30 protein-coding genes and 1 tRNA gene are annotated in these 24520 nt (G+C 44.5%); 17 read left to right on the forward strand and 14 right to left on the reverse strand.

All coding sequences use genetic code 11. The features are described 5' to 3' along the window. Positions 1-43: 43 nt before the first annotated feature. The 8 genes from rseP (at position 44) to HW988_RS18520 (ending at position 6899) form a co-directional block, all read left to right on the forward strand. The gene (rseP, locus tag HW988_RS18485) at positions 44-1720 is read left to right on the forward strand and encodes an RIP metalloprotease RseP (RefSeq protein WP_255490116.1); all 1677 of its coding nucleotides are present in this window, start codon (positions 44-46) and stop codon (positions 1718-1720) included. Then, entirely contained in the window at positions 1717-2421 is a 705-nt protein-coding gene (gene tsaB, locus HW988_RS18490; protein ID WP_181605592.1) for a tRNA (adenosine(37)-N6)-threonylcarbamoyltransferase complex dimerization subunit type 1 TsaB, read from the forward strand. Before rseP ends, tsaB begins: the two co-directional genes overlap by 4 nt. 8 nt (positions 2422-2429) lie before the next feature. Next, positions 2430-3401, forward strand: coding sequence for a P-loop NTPase (locus tag HW988_RS18495; protein WP_181605593.1), 972 nt, complete (start codon positions 2430-2432; stop codon positions 3399-3401). Between the two features lie 7 nt (positions 3402-3408). Then, the gene (locus HW988_RS18500; protein WP_181605594.1) at positions 3409-4044 is read left to right on the forward strand and encodes a helix-turn-helix transcriptional regulator; all 636 of its coding nucleotides are present in this window, start codon (positions 3409-3411) and stop codon (positions 4042-4044) included. Then, positions 4034-5056 (forward strand): RluA family pseudouridine synthase, encoded by a 1023-nt coding sequence (locus HW988_RS18505; protein WP_255490117.1) that lies wholly within the window; start codon positions 4034-4036, stop codon positions 5054-5056. The genes HW988_RS18500 and HW988_RS18505 overlap by 11 nt, the downstream gene beginning before the upstream one ends. Then, positions 5053-5751 carry a peptidoglycan editing factor PgeF gene (gene pgeF, locus HW988_RS18510; protein WP_181605595.1) on the forward strand — a complete coding sequence of 233 codons (699 nt, stop codon included), beginning with the start codon at positions 5053-5055 and terminating at the stop codon, positions 5749-5751. The genes HW988_RS18505 and pgeF overlap by 4 nt, the downstream gene beginning before the upstream one ends. After that, entirely contained in the window at positions 5748-6329 is a 582-nt protein-coding gene (locus HW988_RS18515) for a DNA-3-methyladenine glycosylase (protein WP_181605596.1), read from the forward strand. The genes pgeF and HW988_RS18515 overlap by 4 nt, the downstream gene beginning before the upstream one ends. A gap of 93 nt (positions 6330-6422) precedes the next feature. Beyond that, positions 6423-6899: a Dps family protein gene (locus HW988_RS18520; protein WP_142701939.1), complete on the forward strand. Its 477-nt coding sequence runs from the start codon at positions 6423-6425 to the stop codon at positions 6897-6899. Positions 6900-6989: 90 nt separating this feature from the next. On the opposite strand, the gene HW988_RS18525 is transcribed toward HW988_RS18520, so the two are convergent. The 12 genes from HW988_RS18525 to HW988_RS18580 form a co-directional block, all read right to left on the reverse strand. Then, positions 6990-7065, reverse strand: a tRNA-Phe gene (locus HW988_RS18525). A 70-nt stretch (positions 7066-7135) separates the two neighbouring features. Beyond that, positions 7136-8299, reverse strand: coding sequence for a cystathionine gamma-synthase (locus HW988_RS18530; protein ID WP_181605597.1), 1164 nt, complete (start codon positions 8297-8299; stop codon positions 7136-7138). Positions 8300-8310: 11 nt separating this feature from the next. Beyond that, the gene (locus HW988_RS18535; RefSeq protein ID WP_142701941.1) at positions 8311-9357 is read right to left on the reverse strand and encodes a PLP-dependent cysteine synthase family protein; all 1047 of its coding nucleotides are present in this window, start codon (positions 9355-9357) and stop codon (positions 8311-8313) included. A 6-nt stretch (positions 9358-9363) separates the two neighbouring features. Next, a complete protein-coding gene (locus HW988_RS18540; RefSeq protein WP_181605598.1) occupies positions 9364-9579 on the reverse strand; it encodes a hypothetical protein in 216 nt (71 codons plus the stop codon). Between the two features lie 26 nt (positions 9580-9605). Continuing rightward, positions 9606-10043, reverse strand: coding sequence for a hypothetical protein (locus HW988_RS18545; protein WP_181605599.1), 438 nt, complete (start codon positions 10041-10043; stop codon positions 9606-9608). Then, positions 10031-10768, reverse strand: coding sequence for a hypothetical protein (locus HW988_RS18550; RefSeq protein ID WP_181605600.1), 738 nt, complete (start codon positions 10766-10768; stop codon positions 10031-10033). Before HW988_RS18550 ends, HW988_RS18545 begins: the two co-directional genes overlap by 13 nt. Positions 10769-11182: 414 nt before the next feature. Next, positions 11183-11836 carry a hypothetical protein gene (locus HW988_RS18555; protein ID WP_181605601.1) on the reverse strand — a complete coding sequence of 218 codons (654 nt, stop codon included), beginning with the start codon at positions 11834-11836 and terminating at the stop codon, positions 11183-11185. 24 nt (positions 11837-11860) lie between these two features. Then, the gene (locus HW988_RS18560; RefSeq protein WP_181605602.1) at positions 11861-12637 is read right to left on the reverse strand and encodes an MlaD family protein; all 777 of its coding nucleotides are present in this window, start codon (positions 12635-12637) and stop codon (positions 11861-11863) included. Positions 12638-12655: 18 nt separating this feature from the next. Then, positions 12656-13375: an ABC transporter permease gene (locus HW988_RS18565; RefSeq protein ID WP_181605603.1), complete on the reverse strand. Its 720-nt coding sequence runs from the start codon at positions 13373-13375 to the stop codon at positions 12656-12658. Then, complete coding sequence (locus HW988_RS18570; protein ID WP_255490118.1) at positions 13372-14154, reverse strand: ABC transporter permease; 783 nt, start codon at positions 14152-14154, stop codon at positions 13372-13374. The genes HW988_RS18565 and HW988_RS18570 overlap by 4 nt, the downstream gene beginning before the upstream one ends. Beyond that, positions 14151-14879 carry an ABC transporter ATP-binding protein gene (locus HW988_RS18575; RefSeq protein ID WP_181605604.1) on the reverse strand — a complete coding sequence of 243 codons (729 nt, stop codon included), beginning with the start codon at positions 14877-14879 and terminating at the stop codon, positions 14151-14153. Before HW988_RS18575 ends, HW988_RS18570 begins: the two co-directional genes overlap by 4 nt. Before the next feature lie 19 nt (positions 14880-14898). After that, the gene (locus tag HW988_RS18580; RefSeq protein WP_181605605.1) at positions 14899-15666 is read right to left on the reverse strand and encodes an ABC transporter ATP-binding protein; all 768 of its coding nucleotides are present in this window, start codon (positions 15664-15666) and stop codon (positions 14899-14901) included. 110 nt (positions 15667-15776) lie between these two features. Here HW988_RS18580 and sucC point away from each other — a divergent pair, with 110 nt between their 5' ends. After that, positions 15777-16940, forward strand: coding sequence for an ADP-forming succinate--CoA ligase subunit beta (gene sucC / locus HW988_RS18585; protein WP_181605606.1), 1164 nt, complete (start codon positions 15777-15779; stop codon positions 16938-16940). Between the two features lie 6 nt (positions 16941-16946). Then, positions 16947-17819 carry a succinate--CoA ligase subunit alpha gene (sucD, locus tag HW988_RS18590; RefSeq protein ID WP_181605607.1) on the forward strand — a complete coding sequence of 291 codons (873 nt, stop codon included), beginning with the start codon at positions 16947-16949 and terminating at the stop codon, positions 17817-17819. A gap of 87 nt (positions 17820-17906) precedes the next feature. Here sucD and HW988_RS18595 read toward each other — a convergent pair whose 3' ends face one another. Next, complete coding sequence (locus HW988_RS18595) at positions 17907-18782, reverse strand: hypothetical protein (RefSeq protein ID WP_181605608.1); 876 nt, start codon at positions 18780-18782, stop codon at positions 17907-17909. Positions 18783-18883: 101 nt separating this feature from the next. On the opposite strand from HW988_RS18595, the gene HW988_RS18600 reads away from it, so the two are divergent. Both HW988_RS18600 and HW988_RS18605 read left to right on the forward strand, forming a co-directional pair. After that, positions 18884-20161 carry a hypothetical protein gene (locus tag HW988_RS18600; protein ID WP_181605609.1) on the forward strand — a complete coding sequence of 426 codons (1278 nt, stop codon included), beginning with the start codon at positions 18884-18886 and terminating at the stop codon, positions 20159-20161. Next, positions 20151-20816 (forward strand): hypothetical protein, encoded by a 666-nt coding sequence (locus tag HW988_RS18605; RefSeq protein ID WP_181605610.1) that lies wholly within the window; start codon positions 20151-20153, stop codon positions 20814-20816. Before HW988_RS18600 ends, HW988_RS18605 begins: the two co-directional genes overlap by 11 nt. A 2-nt stretch (positions 20817-20818) precedes the next feature. Here HW988_RS18605 and HW988_RS18610 read toward each other — a convergent pair whose 3' ends face one another. Then, positions 20819-21241: a hypothetical protein gene (locus HW988_RS18610; RefSeq protein ID WP_181605611.1), complete on the reverse strand. Its 423-nt coding sequence runs from the start codon at positions 21239-21241 to the stop codon at positions 20819-20821. A 165-nt stretch (positions 21242-21406) separates the two neighbouring features. Between HW988_RS18610 and HW988_RS18615 the strand changes: the two genes are divergently transcribed. The 5 genes from HW988_RS18615 (at position 21407) to ndk (ending at position 24518) form a co-directional block, all read left to right on the forward strand. Beyond that, entirely contained in the window at positions 21407-21565 is a 159-nt protein-coding gene (locus HW988_RS18615; protein WP_181605612.1) for a hypothetical protein, read from the forward strand. Between the two features lie 95 nt (positions 21566-21660). Continuing rightward, positions 21661-22488, forward strand: a complete 828-nt coding sequence (locus tag HW988_RS18620; protein ID WP_181605613.1) for a serine protease — start codon at positions 21661-21663, stop codon at positions 22486-22488. A 72-nt stretch (positions 22489-22560) separates the two neighbouring features. Continuing rightward, positions 22561-23706, forward strand: a complete 1146-nt coding sequence (locus tag HW988_RS18625; protein ID WP_181605614.1) for an AGE family epimerase/isomerase — start codon at positions 22561-22563, stop codon at positions 23704-23706. Positions 23707-23772: 66 nt separating this feature from the next. Next, a complete protein-coding gene (locus HW988_RS18630; protein ID WP_181605615.1) occupies positions 23773-24078 on the forward strand; it encodes a hypothetical protein in 306 nt (101 codons plus the stop codon). A 14-nt stretch (positions 24079-24092) separates the two neighbouring features. Further along, positions 24093-24518 (forward strand): nucleoside-diphosphate kinase, encoded by a 426-nt coding sequence (ndk, locus tag HW988_RS18635; RefSeq protein WP_181605616.1) that lies wholly within the window; start codon positions 24093-24095, stop codon positions 24516-24518. Positions 24519-24520 lie beyond the last annotated feature (2 nt).

Here is a 24520-nt window from a genome sequence, read left to right on the forward strand (position 1 = left end):
ATTTTAGTAGCTCCAAATAGCTCCATCCAATTAGAATAAGCGGATGGAAATGCTATTAAATTTCGCTGATAAAATCGTGTCTTTTGGGGTTCCTTTTGTCGTTTTGCTTGGAATTTTGATTTTCGTCCATGAGCTAGGTCACTTCCTTGTGGCTCGCTGGTGTGGCGTTAGAGTCGAAGTATTCAGCTTGGGCTTTGGTAAAAAAATTCTGAAATATAAAAAAGGCGACACAACATACGCGCTTTCCATCGTACCCCTGGGCGGTTACGTAAAAATGTTTGGTGAACAGCCAGGCGAAAATATTTCCGAAGAAGACAAGAAAGTTTCTTTCACACATAAAACAGTGTGGCAACGTATCGCCGTAGTACTTGCGGGTCCGTTGATGAACTTTTTCTTTGCGATTCTGGTTTTGGGCGTCGTTGCCTTAGTCGGCGAAGATGCAAAAATGCCTGTCCTCGGAGACATCAATCCAAAAACTGCAGCTTACGAAGCAGGTTTCCGCTCGGGCGATAAAGTCATTTCCATTAATGATAAACAAATCGCAACTTGGGAAGAGATCCAAAAAGCTCTTAGCCTAAAACAAGAACAAGATCTGCATCTTGATGTCGTGGTTCAACACCAAGGCAGCCAAGAGCAATCCAAGATCGCAGTAGTTGCTAAGGCGGAACCAAATCCAAATATCTTGAGCTCATTCAACTACGTTGCCAACGTTGAAGGTCTGGCAGCAATGTCTGCCGGTACGACTGTCGGTGTGGTTGCAAACTCTCCGCTTTATGCATTGGGTTTACGTACAGGTGATTCTATCGTTGGCATCAACGGTACAAAAATCGCCTACTGGAGAGATCTGGAAACGACGCTTGCTAAAATGAACTCCAAAGACACTTTAACTTTGGAGGTTATGGGCAAACGTGAAGGCGATAAAACTGACAAGCCAATCACAGTGACAATGGCTCCTCTTGAAAGCATGAAATCTTTCAGCCTTTCAGCTTTGGGTCTTGAGTCCTCTGAACTTTATCTTTCTAAAGTAATGGATAATTCTCCTGCGAAAGCCGCGGGAATCAAAGAAGGCGACCGCCTGGTTGCAATCAATAACATTACTTTGAACAAATGGGATGATGTTATCGCAAACATCAAATCCTTCGACGGTAAAAACCCAGTCGACATTAAAGTTTTGCGCGAAGGTCAGAATGTTGATTTAAAAATCACTCCTAAAATGACAACTCAGATGACAGCGGCCGGTGGCGAAGAAAAACGCTACACGATCGGTATCGCACCAGTTGTGAACTTGGCTTTGCCTGACACATTGGTGGTTCGCACGAATAACCCACTTGTGGCGGTGGTTCGTGGTACAGAGAAAACTTGGGACTTCACTGTGATGACAGTGATGAGCTTTGTTCGCTTGTTTGAAAATAAGATCTCTCCAAAGAATATCGGCGGCGTGATCTCTATTGGTCAGGCAGCAGGTGAAACTTATAAAATGGGTATTACACCATTCTTGCAAATGATGGCGATCATATCTGTGAACTTGTTCATCCTGAATTTGCTACCGATTCCAGTTTTGGATGGTGGTCACTTGGTATTCTATGTGATCGAAGTTGTTAAGGGTGCGCCTTTAAGTCTTCGAAAAATGGAAATCGCTCAGCAAGTTGGTATGGCGTTGCTAATGAGCCTCATGGTCTTTGCCCTGTTCAATGACTTTACTCGCCTGTTCGGTCTATGAAAATTCTAGCCATGGAAACCAGCACTCTGCTTGGTGGAGTGGCTGTCATTCAAGACGGAAAAGTTGTCGCTGAGGAATCCTCTCAGCGACAAAAGTCCCATACAGAAATTATCTCCCCCTTCGTAGAAAACTGTTTGAAAACCGCGGGCTTGAAACTTGAGGAAATTGACGTGTTTGCTGTCGGTCAGGGGCCGGGGAGTTTTACAGGTATTCGTGTCGCTGCCAACGCGGGTAAGACCTATGCGTATAGCTTTAATAAGCCCATGGTGACGATTGATTCGTTAATGTTGCTGGCAGAGCAATGCCGCCCTTCAAAGCTGCCAGTTCTGGCAATCATGAATGCTTACAAGAACATGGTGTACCTGGGGCTTTTTGATTGTTCGGGTGAAGAACCTGTTTATCTAAAAGGTCCAGCGGCGATTCCCGTTCGCGAATTATCCCAACATATCGACATGGAAGTGATGGTTGTGGGTGATGGTTGGGAAACTTATCACGAGTATTTTCCGGAAAATATGAAAAGCAAAATGCACCGCGATTCGAAATTTCCGGATGAGCCACAAGCGCGCACTCTGGGTTTGATGGCGGAAAAACGTGCTCAGCGTGGACAAACTTTAGACTGGAAATCGTTTATTCCCCTTTATATTCGCGCATCTGAAGCCGAAGAGACAAAAAAAGGAATTTTAATTTCCCCGTTGAAATAGGACAGTCCATGGAACGCGACTTCGAAAACGACAATGTTGAAACTTTGAACTTTAAATCTTCTTCCAATGATAAAGCCCCTGCGAAACTTTGGGTGACAGCATCTGGAAAAGGCGGAGTGGGAAAAACCTTTGTCTCTTCGAGCCTCGGGATCACACTTTCCAAACTTGGTCACACAGTCGTGATTGTTGATTTGGATTTGAGTGGCGCAAACATTCACACAGTTCTTGGCGTAAATCCTTCGCACATGAATATCCGCCACTACTTTGAAGGTGTTAAAACTCTTCAAGATCTGGTGATTCCAACTCAGTATTCGAATCTTTCCTATGTCCAAGGCTTCTGGGATTCCTGGTCGCCAATCGATTTCACCATGGACCAGATCGCAAACTTGATTCCACAAATTCACGCCCTTCGCGCTGATTATGTCATCGTTGATTTGGGAGCTGGTGCTTTGGAAGCGCATTTGGAATTGTTCAAAGCAGCTGATGAAAAGTTTTTGGTGACATCACCAGAACCAACCAGCATCGAAAAAACGTATCGCTTCATTGAAGCCTTCGTGTGCCACTCTCTAAAGCAAGACTCCACTCCGGATGCTTACGGCAACATGCTAACTACTTTGCGCAGCCATCGCCAAAGAACTTTGGGGAAACCGTTTTCATTCCGTTCCTATCTTAAAGAACAAACTGGTTTGAACTACGACTTCTTTGAAAGTTTGACGTCTAAGCCGGTGCGTTTGATCGTTAACAGTTGCCGCTATCAAAATCATTCTGAACTTGGATTTGGAATGAAGAGTGTCTGCAATAAGTACTACGACCTTAGTATTGATTTCGCTGCATCCATCGACTTCGACAATGCGGTGTGGCAGTCGGTAAAAGGCCGTGAACACGTGCTATTTGCACAACCCTTCACGGGGCTAGCGGGACAATTTTTGACCACGTGCAAACAACTTATTGATCCCGAGGAACTTCGCGCCGTAGTATAATAGGTGCATGGAAGCGACAACACGTTCTAATTACTATGAAATTCTTGAATTACCTGCAAACTCACCTCAACACGAAGTGACTGCGGCGTATGAACGTGCTCGCAATACCTACTCTGGTGAAAATCCAGCTATCTATACAATTTTTTCTGAACATGAAGCTCGTGAATTCCTGGTCCTGATCGAGGAAGCGTATCAAGTTCTTGGCAACAAGATCCTAAGAAACATCTACGACCAAAGACTGTTAAGCGGAATGGCTTCATTGAATGATCTGACTTATGCCTCCATCGTTGAAGCGAGCAAAAAAGTCACTCCTGTTGAAGTGAAAGCGACTGAGAAGAAACCTGCTGCTGCTTACACAAAAGATGAAGCCTTCGAGGCGGAGATCAAAGCCCAAGAAAATTGGACTGGCGACTTCCTTAAAAAAGTTCGCGAATACAAAGGGATCACTGTTGAACGCATGAGCGAGATCACTAAGATCAACGCTTGGTACGTGAAAGCCATCGAAAAAACTGAACCTGATAATCTTCCAGCTGTTGTATTTGTACGCGGTTATGTTGTGCAAATCGCAAGAGCTTTGGGTGTTGACGACAAAAAAGCCGCTGACTCCTATATGAAGACATTCAAACAAGCTCTTGGAAAATAAATCCAACTCCGAAAATTCTGAACAGACAATCCAGATCACCGCTCTGCCCGAGATGGTTGGCTTGCGCCTGGATAAAGCGCTGACTTTGCTACCGGAAGTGGAGACTCGCTCGCGGGCTTCGCACCTGATTGAAAACTCCTTGGTGAAAGTGAATGGCAAAGTTGCCAAGGCGTCATTGGCATTAAAATCAACAGATCTGCTGGAAATTACTCTGCCAGCACCAGTTCCGACGGAACTTCAATCCTACGATTTGAAATTAGATGTTTTATTTGAAGATTCCGATGTAATTGTGATCAATAAGCCTGCGGGATTAGTGGTTCATCCCGCTGCAGGCCATGCACACGACACATTGGTGAATGCATTAATCTCGCACACCGATGATCTTTCGATGAAATTTGGGGAAGAGCGTCCTGGCATCGTTCATCGTCTGGATAAAGAAACCAGTGGGATCATCGTTGTTGCTAAAAACGACAAAGCCCACGAGTCTTTAACTTCGCAATTCAAAGAGCGCAGTACTCATCGCATATACTACGCAGTGACTATCGGAACCGCTCGCAATTTAAGTGGAACTATTAAAAGTTTTTTGGCTCGACATCCGGTGGATCGTAAAAAATATGCTTCTGTGATCGGCGATGATCGTCGCCCTTTACAAGATCAAGAAGATCCCCCAATGATCGGAAAATGGGCCGTCACTCACTATGAAACTGTGAATCGCAAAAGCGGTCTTAGCTATATGAAACTTAAGCTTGAAACCGGACGGACTCATCAGATTCGCGTCCACCTTTCTGAAAATGGTTTGCCGATTGCGGGTGACACTCTTTATGGTGCCGACCGTAAAATCAAATCGGTCGAGCAACGTCAGATTCAGGAAGACCTTCGCGCACTGCCAAGATTTTTGCTCCACGCGGCTGAATTGGGTTTCACTCACCCCCGCACTCAAGAGCGCATGTTTTTTAAACAAGATTGGCCGGAAGATATTCTGTCACTGATTAAAAAATGGGGTTTAGTATGAATATAGAAAAAACTCCTCTGGGTTATGAAATTAAAAACTCTCATGTGACGTATTTTTTCGGTGGTAAAGAATCACAAATTCAAAATCTGAAAGCTGCTTATCCTCATTTTGATTTCGTCCGAGTAAAGCAAACTCACAGCGATATCGTCGTGGAATCGAAAGATGCTTCGCTTGATTACCAAGTGAACGCTGATGGACATATTTCAACTGCCCGGTATTTAGCTTTGTGCGTAGTTACTGCCGACTGCGTTCCCGCTTTATTCTATCACGCTAAAAGCGGCACCATTGCTGGTGTTCACGCCGGCTGGCGCGGAGTTGCGAACCGTATTTTAATCAATACGATTCGTGATCTGGTTAAACGCGGAATTCCTCCACAAGAAATTGAAGTTGCTATCGGACCCCACATTCAAAAAGACAGCTTTGAAGTTGGTCACGATGTGCGCGATCAAATTCTTGCCAGTCTTCCGGAATTGTCTAATGAAGAGAAAGAGATGTTTTACACAGACCTATCCACAGAAAAAAGCCTGGTGGATATTAATCTGATCGTAAAAGCTCAGCTGGAATCCCAGGGAATTTCACCGGAGAACGTTTCGACCTTGCACATCGATACTGTGAAAGATCAATTTTTTCACTCTCACCGTCGCGATAAGGAACAAGCCGGTCGTCAGATCAGCTTTGTTGTCAGAACGCCATGAGTATCATTCCTCAAGATTTCTATTTTGAGGATACAACGTCCGTGGCAAAATCCCTTTTGGGAAAAACTCTGCATATAAAAACCACCGGCAAAGAACAGCTCGCACGCATTGTTGAAGTGGAAGCATATTTGGGAATCAAAGATCCCGCCTGCCATACTTTCGGCGGCCGTCAAACTCCCCGCGTGAAATCAATGTATCTGTCGGGTGGCCACAGTTATGTCTATCTGATCTATGGAATGTATAACTGTTTAAATATTGTGACTCGAACTGAAGAGCACCCCGAAGCTGTTTTGATTCGTGCCGTGGAACCGCTTCCTTTGAGTGCGACGTTTAATAAATCGATGCTCGTTTCAAATGGTCCTGGAAAATTATGCCGTCATTATGGAATCACTAAAGAACATGACGGAGTCGCTTTATGGAGGAAAAACTCCCCACTTTATCTTTCGGAAGATGGATTCAATGTTCCAAAAAGTCAGATTGTTTCCAAACCACGGGTGGGCGTAGATTACGCAGGCGAAGCCGCCGAATGGCCTTTACGCTTTTATATCGCCGATAACAAATTCGTTTCAAAAAAATAACCAAACAGAAAATGCTGTGGCGCACCCCCAAAAGGTACGGCGTACCTTTTTCTCTGAATTGGTTTAAGATGAGTGGCGCTATAGGAGGCCACGATGAAAATCAATATTGGTATTAACGACAAAGACAGAAAAGAAATCGCAAAAGGTCTTTCGACTCTTTTGGCCGACACTTACACTCTGTATCTTCAAACTCACAACTTTCATTGGAATGTCGAAGGTCCAATGTTTCAAACTTTGCATTTGATGTTTGAAACTCAATACAACGAATTGGCGTTGGCAGTGGATTTAATCGCAGAACGTATTCGTGCTTTGGGTCACTACGCTCCGGGCACATACGCAGAGTTCTCTAAACTTTCTTCTATCAAAGAAGTTCCAGGAGAAAAATTGAGCGCGACTAAAATGATCGAGACACTTGTTCTTGGTCAGGAAACTGTTGCTCGCACAGCTCGTGGTTTGTTCGCCGTTGTTGAAAAAGCAAGTGACGAACCAACAGCAGATCTTTTGACTCAAAGACTTCAAGTTCACGAGAAAACAGCTTGGATGCTAAGAAGCTTGCTTGAAAAGAAATAAGCCTTAATAAAAGGGTCTCGAAAGAGGCCCTTTTTTCGTTTTTGGGCAAAAAAAATCCCGCCTTGTGAGCGGGATATAAATCTTAAAAAATGGTGGCTTGAGACGGAATTGAACCGCCGACACAAGGATTTTCAGTCCTCTGCTCTACCAACTGAGCTACCAAGCCATTCGGAAATCTCTAGACTGTCGTTAAGAGAGACATTGGTTTAACTTTTGCCCCCCTTGCCTGTCAACAATTAGACTTTGTCGAATGCAGATTTTAGGTCTGAAAGCAGGTCAGTAAGGTCCTCGATACCCACAGACAGTCTGATTAGCGTGTCGTCGATGCCTAGAGCCTTGCGGTTTTCAGCTGGCACGGAGGCGTGCGTCATAATCGCAGGGTGTTCGATCAAGCTCTCTACACCACCCAAACTCTCTGCCAAAGCGAAGATTTCTACGCTTTCCAAGAACTTACGGGCCGCTTCGATTCCTCCTTTGATGTAGAAAGTGATCATGCCGCCGTATCCATGCATTTGCTCTTTCGCCAAAGCATGTTGCGGATGACTTTCCAAACCAGGATAGATCACTTTTTCAACTTTCGAGTGACCTTCCAGGAAGCGAGCGATTGCCATAGCGTTTTCCTGGTGAGCCTTCATACGCAAAGGTAAAGTTTTCAAACTTCTTAAGCACATGAATGAATCAAATGGTCCTTGAATCGGTCCCATAGAATTACTTAGGAAAGCCATGCGCTCCGCGATGTCTTCACGAGATGTCACGGCCACACCGCCAACCACGTCACTGTGACCACCGATATATTTAGTCGCCGAGTGCACTACGATATCCGCACCCAGCTCCAATGGGCGTTGGAAGTAAGGACTCATGAAAGTGTTATCAACTGCGACGATGATGCCTTTCGCTTTGGCGATCGCGCAGATTTTTTTGATGTCGACCAATTTCAAAGTTGGGTTTGTTGGAGTTTCCAGCCAAACCATTTTCGTATTTGGCTTGATCGCTTTTTCAAAGTTTTCAACTTTCGTCAAATCAACGAACGAAAACTCCATACCGTCATGTCTTAGAACTTTATCAAACAGACGGAAAGTGCCGCCGTACATATCGTCCATCGCAATAACGTGATCGCCACCTTTAATAAGGTGCAAAATCACAGTCGTTGCCGCGCAACCTGAGGCGAATGCGAAACCATATTTACCGCTTTCAAGACTTGCCATGCAATTTTCATAAGCGCGACGGGTCGGATTGTGAGTACGAGAATACTCCCAACCTTTGTGAACGCCCGGAGAAGATTGTACATAAGTCGAGGTCATGTACACCGGAGTCATGATTGCTCCGGTTGTAGGATCTGGAGCTTGTCCAGCATGAATCGCACGAGTCGCAAAACCAAGTTTAGAATCTGTTGTTTTCATATCTGCACCGATTATTTAGAAAGATTTTTTAGGGCTTCTTCAGCGGAAACGACACGATTGAAGACATTCTTCGTATCTTCAGCCTTCAAGAAGCTGTTTTCCACCATCCATTGATCGTTAAATGCCTTGCTCAGATATTGACGGCCGCTATCCGGGAAAATCACAACGATATTTGATGGTTTTTCCAAAGTTTCAGCATATTTCATGGCAGCTACCATAGCTGTTCCACTTGAAGGGCCCACCAACAAGCCCTCTTCAGCGACCAGGCGTCTTGTCATCGCGAAAGCCTCGGGATCGCTGACTCGAACAAAGCCATCATAAATATCCAAATGAACATTGTCTGGAAGCATGTCTTCGCCAATACCCTCGACCTTGTAAGAACCTGGGGGATCGACAATTTTCTTATGATAGAACAAGTCATACAAAATCGATCCGATAGGATCGGCGCAAATGACTTTTACGGAAGCTTTTTGCTCTTTAAGATATTTAGCGCAACCAGAAAGAGTCCCACCAGTACCCGCACCACCCACGATGACATCGACTTTTCCATCTGTTTGTTTCCAAATTTCTGGACCAGTCGTCTTGTAGTGACGAGCTGGGTTGTCTTTGTTGTGGTACTGATTCACTAAAAAACCACCCGGAACACCGTCTGCGATTTTTTTCGAGACATTGTAGTGGCTTAAAGGGTGATCAGGCTCCACCATAGGTGTGATGACCACTTGGGCTCCATAAGCTTTTAAAATGGCTCTCTTTTCTTCAGACATTTTCTCCGGCATCACAAAGATACACTTGTATCCCTTAATCACGGCAGCGAGTGCCAAGCCTACGCCCGTATTTCCAGAAGTAGCCTCTACGATCGTACCTCCGGGCTTTAAATCACCGCGCTTTTCGGCCTCTTCAATCATCGCAACAGCGACGCGATCCTTGATGCTCCCGCCTGGATTGAAATACTCCACTTTCGCGAAGAATTTGTGTTTAGAACCTTTAGCTACATTGTGAAGTTCCACAATCGGTGTGTTACCAATAGTTTCCAGGATCGAATTATAGATTTGTGACATGATCGACTAGCTTTCTAAGTCTCTTCTTCTGTTGGGTTGAAGTAAGACTGTGTTCATGGACTGCAAAACTGTATTCATTTGAGTCATTGGATCTACGGAATAATCCATTCCAAGCTCTGAAGTCAGCTGTTTCACAAGATTGCCGTTCGGTTGATCTTTCATCAACTCACTTACCAGCTTTTCAAGCGTCACAGTTTTCTTTTTAGTATCAAGCTCTGCCATGGATTTCCCCCAACTGGGCCACTCTATCACCCCCCTCCCAAAGAGTGAAAAAAATTTTGCAGCAAGGGACCAAAAAGAAGCAGCAGAAAAGCGGGAAACTGAAATAAAAGCAGGGGGACTAGTAATAAGAAAGGAAGTCTCGCAAGCTTTGTACTGATCTCTTCCTGACAGGCCTCAATCAATTCGCATTCAAGGCTTACGATCATATTGTAAATGGCCTCACCGCGTAGGCCACGCTCCAACAGCTGCAAAACAACCTGCCGATGAGGAGATGAGATCTCTTTAATGAGGCCATGAGTGTCCTTTCCTTGCTGCAGGAGCGCCAACCAACGACTGACCTGTTCCGGAAATTCTCCCTGATATCGTTTTAAATAATGAAGCACACCAGATTTGGTGGGTTGACCCTTCTCCAAACCGCGTTTCACGCAAAGTAATAACGATATTGGCGGCGCTACACCTTCCATTTTATCCTCCGACCCACGCTAAAGATAATAAAGAGCCCAAAAACGAACATAAAAAGGGAGCCAAGAATTAAAAATCGGTGGTTCATAAAGCCAAATTGCGCAAATACAAATGCTAAAAGCGCGCCATAAAGGGCGGTGACAATTATCGCCTGCATCTTAATTTGTTGGGTCACTTGTCCGGACCTACGTCGAAAATTTTCTTCCACTTTATACTGCCGACGAAGTGCTTTTGCCTGATCAAGAGAGCGTGTTTGCGAGCGATCTATTTCCAAAAGTTCCGCCTGCAAATCCTTTATCACAGCGGATTTCACGGCGATCTTATTTTCGGAAGTGACGATGGAATTATAAATTTCGCGCAGCTGATTACGTTGCCAACCGCTTTGACTTTCGATTGCCATATGTAGGCTCTGGCGAAAAGATTTTCCGGCCTGAATTCCTAAAACCAGGTTATCAAGCATGGGGATCACGGCAAATTGAAGTCGCTGAATAAGAAAAATGCGGAAAATTTCAGGAAATAACTTTAAACTTATTAAAAGAATGCCGAAGAAAAGCCAGAGCGATACCGTTGATTGAGTAATCGCGGCGATTAAAGCGATCGCAAAGAAGTTTAAGATCATCAAAGATCGCAAACTTCGTTGAGAGATTGCAAATTCCCGCGCGATGTTGGCAAGAGAACGCTGAACAAGTGCTTGTCCGATCATCGAAAGCATAAAAAAAGTGATCAAGTGATGCCTCCTTGGCATCTTGTTGATCGCAAAAAATATGCAAGCAATTTTTTTGTTGACGGCGGTGGTCGATTTGGGAAGACTTAGGTTAAGTAAGGTTTTTTACAAGTAAGTAACAACAACAACGTTTGCATCCTAGGAGGAGCACATGGCAAAGAAAGCAGCAAAAAAAGCTACTAAAAAAGCAGCAAAGAAAACTACTAAAAAAGTAGCTAAAAAAGCTACAAAAAAAGTAGCTAAAAAAGCTACTAAAAAAGCTTCTAAGTAGTTAGACGCTGTACTAATTTAGTACACTGAACCCCAGAGGCAACTCTGGGGTTTTTTTATGCCCGAAATCCGCCACCAGAGCGGGTTTCAAAAGAAAAAGGCCCGCATCACTGCGAGCCTTTTTTATTTAAATTGTGCTTTAAATTTTTAGAAATAATAAAGAGCACCGAACGTGCCTGAAGGAATAAGTTGAGAGCGTTTAACTTCGTACATCGCAACCACTTCCGCAAAGCATGAAACGCCGGCAAAATCTCCGGACAGCTGATTGTACTGAAGACCCAAAGAAGCATTCAAAAAGTCGGTTCCGAAGCGGCCTGTTTTCTTTTCTTCAGCGGTCAAAACGCGGTCCAAAATCCCCGATTCTTTCCAAGATCCGGAGTTTCCCATCGAATTATACCAGCGAGAATATCCCGCCGTGTAATAAGGCGCGATATAATCGCCATCAAAAGCATGCTTCCACGCGAATTGGATCGAATTATAACCTGGACCGGTGCCAAATCCGGCGACAACACCGTTTTCATCTTCAAAATTGAACTCGGTTGCGATTCCTACAAGCCCTAATTGACCACCAACGGACATTCCAACGCCCACTTTACGGGCTTCACGCATATTGAATGTTGATGAATACGTCATGCCCAGTCGCTCGGCGCGCATGGATTGGCTATAATCCTGCTCGATACTGATCGCCTTGCTAGATATTGATGAAGAATCGGCACTGAGATTGGATGTCGAGATTTCTGCCAGAGAAGTTGATGATGCCAACATGATGATAGCTGCAACGCCTGTGAAACGGGAAAACATAAGGGCCTCCTTTTAGCTCAGGATCTAAAAGATACGGGCTCTGACACCTTCTTCTTGAAGAAACTTTTTGATTGCCGGAGCATCCATAGGTTCCAAGCGGAAAAGAAGTTTATGAACCAAATCATACGTGTCTTCAGCCTTTTTAGATCGAAGATTCGTCGTAAAATATGCCATGTCATCGCTGATTTTGACTGCATTATCAAGCAATCTGGATACTTCACGGTTTTTTGTCGTTTTATCCAATAAAACCAGCGTGCGATTAAAGTTTGTCGTCAAAGCATCCAGCTGTTTGATCGTATTTGTTACTGATCCTTCATTTTTTTCCAGGATTTCGATCACTTTTCCGGCCAGTCCATATCCTTGGGACAAGAGTTGATCGATGCGCGGAGGATCTTCACCACGAACATAGTCGCCATTTGCGAACTCACCGGCTGCTGCGTTTCCAGGAGAGATCTCCAAAAACTTTTCCCCGATCACACCCGCAAGATTGATAAAAAACTTCGAGTCCTTACGGACACTCGTCCAGGCTTTTTTATCAATGGTAATTGTCAAACGCAGCTTAACTTCTTCACCGTCAGCCATTTTATGTTCAGGATCAAAAGTGATGGATTTAACTTTGCCCACTTTGATACCCATTACACGAACGGGAGAGCCTTCCTCGATTCCACCCGCAAAATTAAACATCACATTAAGTTCTTTGGTATTCGAAAACGGAGCAATAAAGCCCATGGCATAAGCGAATGCTGCAACCATGATTAGACTTACTAGAGCTAACAAACCGACCTTGGTTTCCACTTTCATAAACGCTCCCGAAAAGGCTCAATAAAGATAACTAAAAGTATAAGACAAAATAAAATCGATAACAATAATTGCAATTGAGGCCACGACCACCGTATTTGTGGTCGCCTTACCAACACCTTCAGCACCCTGCTGACAATTGAATCCGAAATAGCATGCAACCAAAGGAATCACACCGCCAAAACAAGCGCCTTTGATCACGGCAAATAAAACGTCTTTGAATTGCACGAATCTGTGCATGGAACTAATGAACATACCTGGCGTGTAGCCCAAATAAGCCTGACTGATCATCATCGCTGCGAACAAACAAGTCATATTGGAAACCACGGTCAATAAGATGCCACCCAAAACACAGGCGAAAAAGCGCGGAATAACCAGATAATTAATGGGATCAATTCCCAGCATCTTTAAAGCATCCACTTGTTCCGTGATTTGCATCGTTCCCACTTCAGAGGCATAACCCGCACCCACTCGTGAACACAAAAGCAAAGCCGTCACGATCGCCGCTAACTCGCGCAAAATTAATACAGCAGCAAACCCTGGCACCATCGCATCGTTTTGAATCACCATTTTCATATGAAAAGAGGATTCTAGGATCGTCACAACCGCCGCAAAACAAACACAGAAAACGATAATGAAAAGACTGCGATTGGCGACGAAATAAAGCTGTTGAAAGAACTCTTTACGTCGAAAAGGTCCAGTGAATGTTCCCCAGAAAGTATCAGCAAGAAGTGTCATCATGAGCGGTACCCTCTGACCATTTGAAGAATCACATCACCCAAAAAGCTCGTGAACCAATCCATCACAACGATACAAATCATTGTTGTGACCGCCGTTGCCACGACAGCGCGACCCACACCTTTAGCTCCGCCAGATGTGGTGTAGCCTTTATAAGTACAAATAGTTGCTAAAACGATGGCAAAAACCAGACTTTTTATCATTCCACTAAGAATTGAAAGTGGATGAACAATCGTAGGAATATGGCGCGTGTATTCTTCCGGCGTTACACCGGCAAAAGCCTGTGACAAAGCCATTCCGCCGAACACCGACATCATCAATCCCGCCGCCAGCAGAAAAAAACTGGAAATAACGATGCCGATAAAGCGCGGAACGATAATTTCCTGCATGGGATCTGCGCCCAGGCAACGAACAGCATCAATTTGTTCAGTTACGCGCATCGTTCCCAACTCTGCCGAGGTAAATGCGCCTACTTTTCCACTCAACATAAAGGCAATTAGCATCGGGCCGACTTCACGGAAAGTTGCGCTGGTCGCAAGGCCTCCCAAGAATCCCAACGCACCAAACTCGCGAATCGGCATCGCAAATTGGACCGCCATGATCGCACCCACAAAAAATCCTGCCATTGCTGTCGTCGGAAAAGATTCAGTTGAAACCTTCCAAATCTGAACAAATATTTCGTGGGTTTTTAGCTTTTTAACAAAAATAGTGGACAAAATCTTTTGCAAAAATAAAAGCGTGCCGCCGATTTCATCCAGAATATGAACTGCGAGAGAAATCATGCCGGGACCTCTGCCAAAAAGTCCTGCACCAAGGGAACTTCCGATTTTTTCAATTCACCTGGTGTTCCCATAGCCACGATCTGTCCTTTATCTAAAACAATGATTCGATCCGCAATGGAAAGCGCACAATTCATGTCATGGCTGACCACGATCGAAGTTGTTTTCAAAGAGCGTGATAAATCCAAAATCAGCTGGTTCACCGCGGTGGTCGTAACCGGATCAAGCCCCGTCGTGGGTTCATCAAAAAGTAAAATCTTAGGGTCCAGTGCGATGGTGCGGGCAAGGCTCACACGCTTTTGCATTCCATACGAGATTTGCGCCGGAAGCTTGTCTTCCACGTCCTTCAAATGCACCAGGCGTAAGGCTTTCAGAACTTTTTCTTTAATCACTTCCTGGGGAAACTGATAGTGACGGCGTAAACCAAAAGCGACGTTTTCAAAAATCGTCAGGGAGTCAAAAAGAGCCGGGTGTTGAAAAACCATACCGCATTTTTTACGAATCGGAAGATACTCTTCCTCGGTGAATTTTGAAACCTCTTCGCCGTCGATCCAGATCTCCCCTTCATCGGGAGTTAAAAGACCCACTAGATTCTTCAACAAAACGGATTTGCCCGTTCCAGAGGTCCCCAGAATAAAAACGATTTCGCCTTCGCGAATAACAGCAGAGAGTCCATTAAGAACTGTGCGGTCACCAAATCTTTTGACGATCTTTTTGAACTCTATCACTCAGAAATTTTACGGGTTCTTATAAGACAGGGTCAAGCGCCGTCAGTGGACCCTGCAGAAGACCGCGTACAAACTGACGTACTCTTGGATCACTATGGTTCTCGGTCTCCTTGGGAGATCCGGTGATAATAACTTCTTGATCAACAACCATAGCGATACGATCCGCCATCTGATAGGCACGATTCATATCGTTCGTGATTGCCACAACCGTCGAGTTATTTTGCTGCTGCAAAGTCTTAATCAGCGAGATAATTTTTTTGGACGTGATCGGATCAAGGCCAGCCGTGGGATCATCGTAAAAAATAATTTTTGGATCCAGAGCCAATGCCCGCGCGATTCCCAGGCGTTTTTGCATGCCCCCGCTGATCTCGTCGGGATACAAATCTCGTGCGTGCGGAATTCCCACTGCATCCAAAAAGCTCTCAGCTTTCTTTGTTATTTCCCACTCTGTCAGTTGCGTGGTCTCTCGCAGCGGAAAACAGATATTTTCAAGACAGGTCAAAGAATCGAAAAGGGCATTTTTCTGAAACAAAATTCCCATTTTTTTAAGCAGTGGCAAACGCTCTTTGCTGCCTAGTGTTAACCATTCGTTTTGTTCAAGAAAAACTCTGCCATCTTGAGGGGTTACGAGGCCTGATAAAGTTTTAAGTAGAGTCGTCTTGCCTTGGCCACTGGGGCCGACAATCACAAAAGCTTCACCGGACTTTATATCCAGATTTACAGAGCGCAAAACGACCTGTGAGTCAAAAGTCACAGTCACGTTTTCAAGACGTAGTGCACTCGTCATTCTGGCCCACCTTCCATCAGTCCTGCGCCCAGCGGTAATCCTTGTTTCTGTCTATGATTTGATATTGAATGGGTCATCAAACGCAAGTCTAAATTTCGGGAGTTAAATAAATGAATATTCATGAGTATCAGGCTAAAGAAGTCTTGAGAAAGTTCGGAGTAGCAACGCTTAAAGGTAAGCTTGCTCACTCTCCAGAAGAAGCAGTTGCTGCTGCTAAAGAAATCGGTGGATCAGTTTGGGTTGTAAAAGCTCAAATTCACGCTGGTGGCCGTGGTAAAGGTGGCGGTGTTAAAGTTGCTAAGTCTTTGGACGAAGTTGCAGACTACACTAAGAAGATGATCGGCATGACTTTGGTGACTCACCAAACAGGCCCTGAAGGTAAAGTTGTTCAAAAAGTTTTCATCGAACAAGGTTGCAACATCGCTAAAGAATACTACGTTGCTTGCTTGATCGACCGTGCGACGGGAAGAGCTGCAATGATGGCTTCTTCTGAAGGTGGTATGGATATCGAGGAAGTTGCTGAGCACAATCCAAACGCGATCAAAAAAGTAGATATCGATCCAACTGTTGGTTTGATGCCTTTCCAAGCTCGCGAATTGGCTTTCCAAATCGGAATGGCTCCAGAAATCGTTAATAAAGCTGTGAAATTCTTTGCTGGTCTTTACAACGCTTTCATCGCGACTGATTGCTCTATCGCAGAGATCAATCCTTTAGTTGTAACTAAAGAGGGCGATGTTCTTTGCCTGGACGCTAAAATGAACTTCGATTCGAACTCATTGTTCAGACATCCAGATATCGTTGAAATGCGTGATCTTAACGAGGAAGAACCTTCTGAAATTGAAGCTTCTAAGTTCGATCTAGCGTTCATCAAACTTGATGGTAACATCGGTTGCTTGGTGAACGGTGCGGGTCTTGCGATGGCGACTCTAGACATCATCAAGTTGCACGGTGCTGAGCCTGCAAACTTCTTGGACGTTGGCGGCGGCGCTAACAAAGAGAAAGTAACGGAAGCGTTCAAAATCATCCTTAAAGATAAAAACGTTAAAGGCATCCTGGTTAACATCTTCGGTGGTATCATGAAATGTGACATCATCGCTGAGGGTGTGATCGCTGCTTCTAAAGAACTTGGTTTGAAAGTTCCATTGGTTGTACGTCTTGAAGGTACGAACGTAGAACTTGGTAAAAAAATGTTGAAGGAGTCTGGCTTGAACATCACTCCAGCAGACAATTTGACTGATGCAGCTAAGAAAATCGTTGCTGCGATTAAAGGATAAGCGAACATGGCAATTCTTATTAATAAAAACACAAAAGTAATCTGCCAAGGTTTCACTGGTGCTCAAGGTACTTTCCACTCTGAGCAAGCATTGGCATACGGAACTAAAATGGTTGGTGGCGTGACTCCGGGTAAAGGCGGCACGACTCATATCGGTCTTCCAGTGTTCAACACTGTGAAAGAAGCTAAAGCAGCTACAGGTTGCAACGCTTCTGTGATCTTCGTTCCACCTCCATTTGCTGCTGACTCTATCATGGAAGCTGTTGATGCTGATTTGGATCTTGTGATCTGCATCACTGAAGGCATTCCAGTTCTTGATATGGTTAAAGTAAAAGAATACATGAAGGGTAAACGCACTCGTTTGATTGGTCCAAACTGCCCAGGCGTTATCACTCCAGGCGAATGTAAAATCGGTATCATGCCAGGACACATCCACAAACAAGGTCGTATCGGCGTTCTTTCACGTTCTGGTACATTAACTTACGAAGCTGTTGGTCAATTGACTGCACTTGGTATCGGTCAATCTACTTGTGTAGGTATCGGTGGTGACCCGGTGAACGGTACGAACTTCATCGACGTTTTGAAATTGTTCAATGAGGATCCAGACACTGACGGTGTAATCATGATCGGTGAAATCGGTGGTACTGCTGAAGAAGAAGCAGCTGAATACATCAAAGCTCACTTCAAAAAACCTGTGACTGCGTTCATCGCTGGTGCTGCGGCTCCTGCTGGTAAACGTATGGGCCATGCTGGTGCGATCATCAGCGGTGGTAAAGGGACTGCTGAAGCGAAGTTTAAAGCGCTTGAAGCTGCTGGTTGCAAAATCTCTCGCTCCCCTGCTGACATGGGAACGACAATGCAATCTATGCTTAAAAAATAGTTCTACACTCCAGCACATCTGGAAACCAAAACCCACGGTGACGAATCGTGGGTTTTTTTATGCTCGGATCAAGTGGTTGGTTTGATTTTAAAGCCTGTACAAAGGATCCGACTTATACGTCGAAAACGGATCAAATTCCTGCTGGCGAAGCTTTTTGCGCTTGTTGTATTTCTGCCAACGCTCGGCTGCGGCAAATAGATCGTAATCCAGTCCACCTGTTAAAAGCTGATCTTGTAAGTTCGTAGGAATAGCTTGTTCTCCGGTGGTGCGAGTAAACTTTAGAACGGGTTTTGCGAAGGCCGTTTGCTTCTTGGTATTATCCCCATACTTCTCATACAAAAAACTAAAGTGTGCTTGAAAAATCTGACTTTTACCCGTGGGATTCCATTTCGTTTTATCAAAAGATTCCCTCAAACCCTTGATCAATGCCCTTAAAGCATGAACCTTCAAAATGGCATCATCCGCTGTAACTTTTAAACCGCTCTGGACGAAATGTCCCTTTTGATCAACTTCAAATTCTACATAGACATTTCCGAAATGCCCGTACTGCGCCAAAAGTGAGTCAAACAATAGCTGTTCATCGATTTTTTTAAAGACCTGTTGAAAGTAAGACCATTGATTGCCGTCAGAAATAAAACCTTCGGCATCACCAATGTAGTTCGCGTGATCTTTATAGTCTGCGACCGGTCTTTCAATTTCGTTTGTATTCTTGGCGTTTGAATCAGCCACATAGCCGGAACCAAAAAGATTTAAATTCGAACCTTTGATTTTTGCAGCGGTACCAGATTTTCTTGCGGAGTTGGGCGCGGAGCCCGCAAAGTCGAGTTTCTGTTTTGTGGATGGGGTTTGTATCTCAAACTGAATCACTTCCTTTTTTGGAAGCTCGTTATTGAAAGAAGCAAAGAAAAATGCCGCCCCCAAAAGACCATGAATACCCAATGAAAGTAGAAAGTTTAATTTCATGCGCCCTAGATTATGGTCGAGATTTATTCTTGTAAACAATAATCCCCCAAGAATGATCCCTAAGTGTTTAATTTTGTTATTCTTTGTGCCGATAGAAAAGCATGCGGACACTTATTGTTTTTCTAGTATTTGTTTTAAATTCTATGGCTTTAGCAGCTTCGACGACATGTGTGAACGCCGAAAAAACATTGCGCGAAATGAACGCTGAAATTTTCGGAGAAAAATCGTTGCACATCGACATGACCGACAAGGTGAAACAGGCCATGGAACTGGTGAAGAACTGCAAAGTAAGCTTAAGAAAAATTGGCGTACCCGACACGATTTACGCCGATGCTCTTGAGAACAATCGACGTGACGAAATCATCCGACGAAAATTCATCCTTGCGCTTTATGCGACAAGTGGAAGAATCGACAGCCAACTGCAGTCTTTTAAGAAGTACATGCTTGGAACAAAAGATATCAATCCCGAAAAAACTGAAAAGTTTTTGACTGAAATGAAATCTAAGGCTGACCAATCTTTCGCTGCGGAATCTAAATCCTGCACGGCCATTGATCTGCGAAGCAAAACCGGGCCGGTACGCAACCAAGGCACCGATGGCTGGTGCTACGCTTTTACAGTTGCAAATATGGTCTCGTGGAAGTCCGGAAAAGAAATCTCCGCGGCCGGCGTGGCTTTTGGTTATACCGACAATGGCTACCATGATCTATATCGCATGATCGGAATGACTCAAGATCAAATCACAAATCAGGGATTTACTACTGCAGCCTTCCGCGCATCAAAACACGGTGGATTCTGCCTGGAAAGCGAATTACCAAGTGAAGGTTTTAACGGTATCAACACGAATGTACCGCTCGCTTTCTTAGACAAACTGGGCAAGAAGGCCGTGGGCGGAAAAATTTCCGAAGATGAGTTTATCAAAGTCGCTAAGACAATGTTTCCGAATTTAAGCAAAGAGCAATTCTCTGAGATTATTAGAAAATCCAGCAAGTCGACATACTTTAATACTCTGGTAAGAAAAAGCTGCGAACACCGTGTAAGTGCTGACGGCATGGAGATGTCCTTCTTTACCAATTTTGACTCTGAAAAGTTTGGCAAACAGATTGAGAAACATCTGGAGCAAGGCACACCCGTTGAAGTTGGCTACAATGCAGATTTCTTTGCTCATCCTTACAGCCCTTCCGGCAACGCCTATCACTCAAGCTTGCTGGTCGGCCGCAGAATGAATCCGAAAACAGGTCAGTGTGAGTATCTATTAAAAAATACCTATGGCACCACTTGGAAACCAGAGTCTGCAGAATTTGATTCAGCAGATGGATATGCATGGGTTCCAAAGTCCCGTATGATTGAAGCAACAAGGAACGCAAGCTATGTTAAATAAGATCATTCTATTAACTTTATTTTCCATTTCGACTGCTCACGCTGTTGATCAGGTCAAAACTTATGGCTTTGGTGAAACCTCTGCGGAGCTGGTCGCTGATGGCTACAAGTCTGTCATAAAATCAAACGGCAATGAGATTTATGAAAAACGTGGCAACGGCACGTTGTATAAGATCGTTTCTAAAAAAAACGAGTATGTCACTCGCGTGTATGGCGATAGCACCGGAAAGTATCTTCAGTACACTAAGCTTGATAATAAAGGAAAGGTGCTGGGGCAGGCTCAATGTAAATTTAGAAAAGCTGTGATGGCCACTTCATGTGACGTGCAAACGGCGGCAATTTGTAAAGAGCTTATCAACAAAGTCGAATCCGGTGGATTTGATATCGATCTAAAAAAGATAAAAGAGTGTGCGGAAATTTCTGGAAAAGTAAATTATCGTCACGAGGGAACTGACGAGTTTTTTGTGGAAGCAAAAAAACAACTGGAATTGACAAACATGGGTGCACTTCCCAACGTTGTGAAAAGCACACCAAGCTCCCTACAAACTCTGTTAAAAGATTACAACGCTTGTAAAGCGGTAGAGTCTGAACTTTCTGACGATACTGAGTTTTCAGCTGCTAAATCAGCAACCGAAAACGCCAAGGGTACTCGCTAGGATTACTGACAAACCAAACCTGGTTCATTGCCTTCACTGCGAAAATCAAAGTAACGGCGTTGATCCAGGTCATTCACGAACAATTGACCTGTGTATTTTCCTGTCGCCTTGCCATTCGCAATCTGTGGATAAAGTTGCAGATAAACTCCGCCTTGAGTAGCGTCGCCACGCATATTCAAATCACCACTGCCTTGAATTGGAGTTAGCACGATATCTATTTTATAAAGATTGTTAGAACGATCTTCTTTCACAGTCAGGTGCGCATTGATCGTGCTGAAACCAACCCATGGGCTTTGTGGATCAACGGAACGATCCGTTTGAATACGAACTAGATCGCCTGTGATCGTGGTGCAGTTCAATTGTGTAAAAGACGCCACTGCAAATACTGGCAACTGGATCAAAACGGCTAGAATCAATGATTTCATGGACTACCTCTTATTTGAGGACCCGTTTAACCCCTCCTTTGCCACGAGGCAAGCGAGGAATTCCAATTAATAACTGATTGAAAACAGATCCTGCTTTCTAGACGAAGCCTCCAAAGCTGATATATTCTTTTACAAGAGCGAAAACTTCCCATCCCAGGATATCTTGTGCTTAAGGATGTTAAACAGACCTATAAAGAAGGCGGCTTTCGGGCCCTCCGTAAAAAGTACGGTTGGAAGATGTTTGCAGTTATCGTTAGCTATTACCTGGTTCGCGATATCACGCTGTATGTCGTGATCCCCTATTTCGTCATAAAATCGTTCTGAATTTGTGTCAAAATTCTCGACAGTTCACCCAGAAGAAATTTCCATTTCGCCATTAGTTTCCCTCTGAAAAACCCATTCTGCTATGATGCAATTCTATGAAATCATGGGTCGTGCTATTTCCAATTTTACTCGCTGCATGTGGCGCCAAAGAGGCCGGCAGCATGGGACCTATTAACGGGACTGCCGCGTATTATGATGGAGATTCTCGGCAGGAGGTAACCGATTCGGATCGCACATATCTAGTTGGTCAAGCGACCGCGATGATCTTTGACGGCACTCGCAAGAACTTTCCCTCCCTGAAAGATATGTATCCTCTGTGCGAGAATGAACGTTTTCAAGATCAGCGGGTCATCGGATTTTGTTCCGGTGTTTTAGTGGCTCCTAACAAAGTGCTGACAGCCGCTCACTGCATGCAGGAAGCTTCTCGCTGTGAAAAGGGCAAATTCGTCTTTGGCGCAACCGAGGGCGCCCAGAATCTTGCGATTTACAGCTGCAAAAAAGTTCTCTGGATTGATCACACACTGGATTATGCGGTGGTTGAGTTAGATCGAAATGTTGATGAGGTTATCCCTGCGCAGATTGCCACAACGCAGTCACTGAGTAACGGCGATACGGTTTTAAGCATGTCGTATCCCCTGGGACTTCCTTTAAAGCAAGATCTGGGAAAAATTCAAGATGCGGCACCAGATAAGAACTTTTTTAAAGTCGCAGTCGACACGTTTTCAGGTAGCTCTGGTTCCCCGCTTTTCAATCGCCAAGGCGAGGTTATCGGCATCCTAAGTCGTGGCGCTGAAGACATCCTTGAAGACGACATCTATCGCGTGCAAACCAAAGGAGGGTGCGTCAACTTCAATGGCTGCGAAAACGGCCAATGCAGAGGCGAAACCTTCCTCAAGACATCACTGATCAGCGACAAAATTTAAACATGCCTTGACCATTTGCTCTCTGGATTTGATTCTTCAGATATCAACTTTTTCTGATGAACCGAGAGCAATATGAATCCATCACAACGAATTGAATTTTCTAAAAACTGGCTTACACAAAATGTTTTTCCACTTTGGAGCGAAAAAGGAATCGATCGCAAAAACGGCGGCTTTGTTGAAAGCCTGACTTTTGAAGGCGAACCAATGGATCTGCCTCGTCGTGCGATGGTACAGTCTCGTCAGATTTATTCTTTCCTAACAGGTTTACGAATGAAGACTGTTTCTAAAGAAGTTGCCTCCTTCGCAGTTCAACAGGGCGCCAAATACATGGTTGAAAAATTCTCGCAACCATCAGGCGCATTTATTTACTCTGTTAATCCAGATGGTACTCCGAAAAGTTTGAATCCTGATCTATACACTCAAGCTTTCGCTTTATTCGGCTTGGCACAAGCATATCGGCTGGATCCAAAACCCGAATACAAGTCGCGTGCAAAGGAACTGGTAAAGTATCTTTATCGTGAGCGCAGTGTGAAAGCTGGTGGCTTTACCGAGCTCGATGAAAAGGGAACTGTTAGCTACAAATCAAATCCGCACATGCACATGTTTGAATCCGCGATCGCGTGGATGCAAATCGATAAAGATCCAGAGTGGTGGAAGCTGGGCGAGGAACTTGCCCAACTGGCGATCACGAAGTTCATCGACTCGCATACGGGAGTGCTGGGAGAATACTTCGACGAAAACTGGAATCACTTGCGTGAAAATGGTCGCTTTATCTACGAACCCGGCCATCAGTTCGAGTGGTCTTGGTTGTTTTCACTTTATCAAGAACTGACTGGAAAAGACTGCAAGGCCATTCGCCACAATCTATTCCTTTTGGCCGAGAAACATGGAACTGATCCCGTTCGTAAGATCGCCTATGATGAAATGTGGAGCGACTTCACTCCAAAATTGATTTCCTCACGTTTCTGGCCGCAATGCGAGCGCATCAAGGCGGCGGTTCGTTTAGGAACTGAAGTGCCTGCCAATGAAAAAGCTGCCTACCAAAAGGGCGCCGATGACGGGATGGATACCCTGTTTAAGTTCTTTGAGACCCCGAAAAAGGGTATGTGGTACGACCAGCTTTCAGCTCAGGATACTTTTTCTGGAAATTCTTCCAAATCCAGCTCTTTGTACCATATTATCAATGCCTTAGAGGAATACGTAAACTTGCGAAATTAGGACGGAATGCTTGACAGCAGGGTCTCCCCAAGGCTAACAAGAGGACCTTAAAAAAGGGAGACCACTGTGAAGAAGCTTTTCGTCATGGCTTTGCTTTTGGCATCGTCGACAGCTCATGCAGGCGCCATCAAGGAAGTTGCTATCATGGCAATGGACGATGTCGAACAAACTTTGAATCTATTGAATCCTGATTTTCGCTATGTCGTTAAAGGCCAGGGTTTCGCTGAGGCCGATGATTCCACAGGAACGGCAATTCAAACAGTGGTTGAGATCCGCAATTTGATCACTCTGCAAGTTCGCGAGTGGAATTGCACGACCCAGTTCCATAAAACACCAGAATTTTTTGAAATCACATATACAGTTTGTAAATAACAAGGAGATATCTAATGGCTATCGAACAAACATTCTCAATCATCAAACCAAACGCTATGAAAAAAAATGCTATCGGTGACATCATCAGCATGTTCGAAGCAAACGGTTTGAAAATCGCTGCTGCTAAAATCGTAGTTTTGACTGCTGATAAAGCTGGCGAGTTCTACGCTGAACACAAAGCTCGTCCATTCTTTGGCGAACTAGTTTCTTTCATGACTTCTGGCCCAGTTATGTTGATGTGCTTGCAAGGTGAAGGCGCAGTTTTGAAAAACCGCGAAATCATGGGTGCAACTGATCCTAAAAAAGCTAACCCAGGCACAGTACGTTCTAAATTCGGTGACAACATGGGCGAAAATGCAGTTCACGGTTCTGATTCTGTTGAATCTGCTGCTCGCGAACTTGCTTTGTTCTTCGAAAAACACGAAATCTGCAACGTGTAGTT

It is taken from the genome of Bdellovibrio sp. KM01 (genome assembly GCF_013752535.1).
In the GTDB taxonomy this organism is placed as follows: Bacteria; Bdellovibrionota; Bdellovibrionia; order Bdellovibrionales; family Bdellovibrionaceae; genus Bdellovibrio.

What these genes read in the sequence shown, in the direction of transcription:
- rseP (WP_255490116.1), top strand. Translation starts at nt 44, where the DNA reads ATGGAAATGCTATTAAATTTCGCTGATAAAATCGTGTCTTTTGGGGTT.
- tsaB (WP_181605592.1), top strand. Translation starts at nt 1,717, where the DNA reads ATGAAAATTCTAGCCATGGAAACCAGCACTCTGCTTGGTGGAGTGGCT.
- HW988_RS18495 (WP_181605593.1), top strand. Translation starts at nt 2,430, where the DNA reads ATGGAACGCGACTTCGAAAACGACAATGTTGAAACTTTGAACTTTAAA.
- HW988_RS18500 (WP_181605594.1), top strand. Translation starts at nt 3,409, where the DNA reads ATGGAAGCGACAACACGTTCTAATTACTATGAAATTCTTGAATTACCT.
- pgeF (WP_181605595.1), top strand. Translation starts at nt 5,053, where the DNA reads ATGAATATAGAAAAAACTCCTCTGGGTTATGAAATTAAAAACTCTCAT.
- HW988_RS18515 (WP_181605596.1), top strand. Translation starts at nt 5,748, where the DNA reads ATGAGTATCATTCCTCAAGATTTCTATTTTGAGGATACAACGTCCGTG.
- HW988_RS18520 (WP_142701939.1), top strand. Translation starts at nt 6,423, where the DNA reads ATGAAAATCAATATTGGTATTAACGACAAAGACAGAAAAGAAATCGCA.
- HW988_RS18530 (WP_181605597.1), bottom strand. Translation starts at nt 8,299, where the DNA reads ATGAAAACAACAGATTCTAAACTTGGTTTTGCGACTCGTGCGATTCAT.
- HW988_RS18535 (WP_142701941.1), bottom strand. Translation starts at nt 9,357, where the DNA reads ATGTCACAAATCTATAATTCGATCCTGGAAACTATTGGTAACACACCG.
- HW988_RS18540 (WP_181605598.1), bottom strand. Translation starts at nt 9,579, where the DNA reads ATGGCAGAGCTTGATACTAAAAAGAAAACTGTGACGCTTGAAAAGCTG.
- HW988_RS18545 (WP_181605599.1), bottom strand. Translation starts at nt 10,043, where the DNA reads ATGGAAGGTGTAGCGCCGCCAATATCGTTATTACTTTGCGTGAAACGC.
- HW988_RS18555 (WP_181605601.1), bottom strand. Translation starts at nt 11,836, where the DNA reads ATGTTTTCCCGTTTCACAGGCGTTGCAGCTATCATCATGTTGGCATCA.
- HW988_RS18560 (WP_181605602.1), bottom strand. Translation starts at nt 12,637, where the DNA reads ATGAAAGTGGAAACCAAGGTCGGTTTGTTAGCTCTAGTAAGTCTAATC.
- HW988_RS18565 (WP_181605603.1), bottom strand. Translation starts at nt 13,375, where the DNA reads ATGATGACACTTCTTGCTGATACTTTCTGGGGAACATTCACTGGACCT.
- HW988_RS18570 (WP_255490118.1), bottom strand. Translation starts at nt 14,154, where the DNA reads ATGATTTCTCTCGCAGTTCATATTCTGGATGAAATCGGCGGCACGCTT.
- HW988_RS18580 (WP_181605605.1), bottom strand. Translation starts at nt 15,666, where the DNA reads ATGACGAGTGCACTACGTCTTGAAAACGTGACTGTGACTTTTGACTCA.
- sucC (WP_181605606.1), top strand. Translation starts at nt 15,777, where the DNA reads ATGAATATTCATGAGTATCAGGCTAAAGAAGTCTTGAGAAAGTTCGGA.
- sucD (WP_181605607.1), top strand. Translation starts at nt 16,947, where the DNA reads ATGGCAATTCTTATTAATAAAAACACAAAAGTAATCTGCCAAGGTTTC.
- HW988_RS18595 (WP_181605608.1), bottom strand. Translation starts at nt 18,782, where the DNA reads ATGAAATTAAACTTTCTACTTTCATTGGGTATTCATGGTCTTTTGGGG.
- HW988_RS18600 (WP_181605609.1), top strand. Translation starts at nt 18,884, where the DNA reads ATGCGGACACTTATTGTTTTTCTAGTATTTGTTTTAAATTCTATGGCT.
- HW988_RS18605 (WP_181605610.1), top strand. Translation starts at nt 20,151, where the DNA reads ATGTTAAATAAGATCATTCTATTAACTTTATTTTCCATTTCGACTGCT.
- HW988_RS18610 (WP_181605611.1), bottom strand. Translation starts at nt 21,241, where the DNA reads ATGAAATCATTGATTCTAGCCGTTTTGATCCAGTTGCCAGTATTTGCA.
- HW988_RS18620 (WP_181605613.1), top strand. Translation starts at nt 21,661, where the DNA reads ATGAAATCATGGGTCGTGCTATTTCCAATTTTACTCGCTGCATGTGGC.
- HW988_RS18625 (WP_181605614.1), top strand. Translation starts at nt 22,561, where the DNA reads ATGAATCCATCACAACGAATTGAATTTTCTAAAAACTGGCTTACACAA.
- ndk (WP_181605616.1), top strand. Translation starts at nt 24,093, where the DNA reads ATGGCTATCGAACAAACATTCTCAATCATCAAACCAAACGCTATGAAA.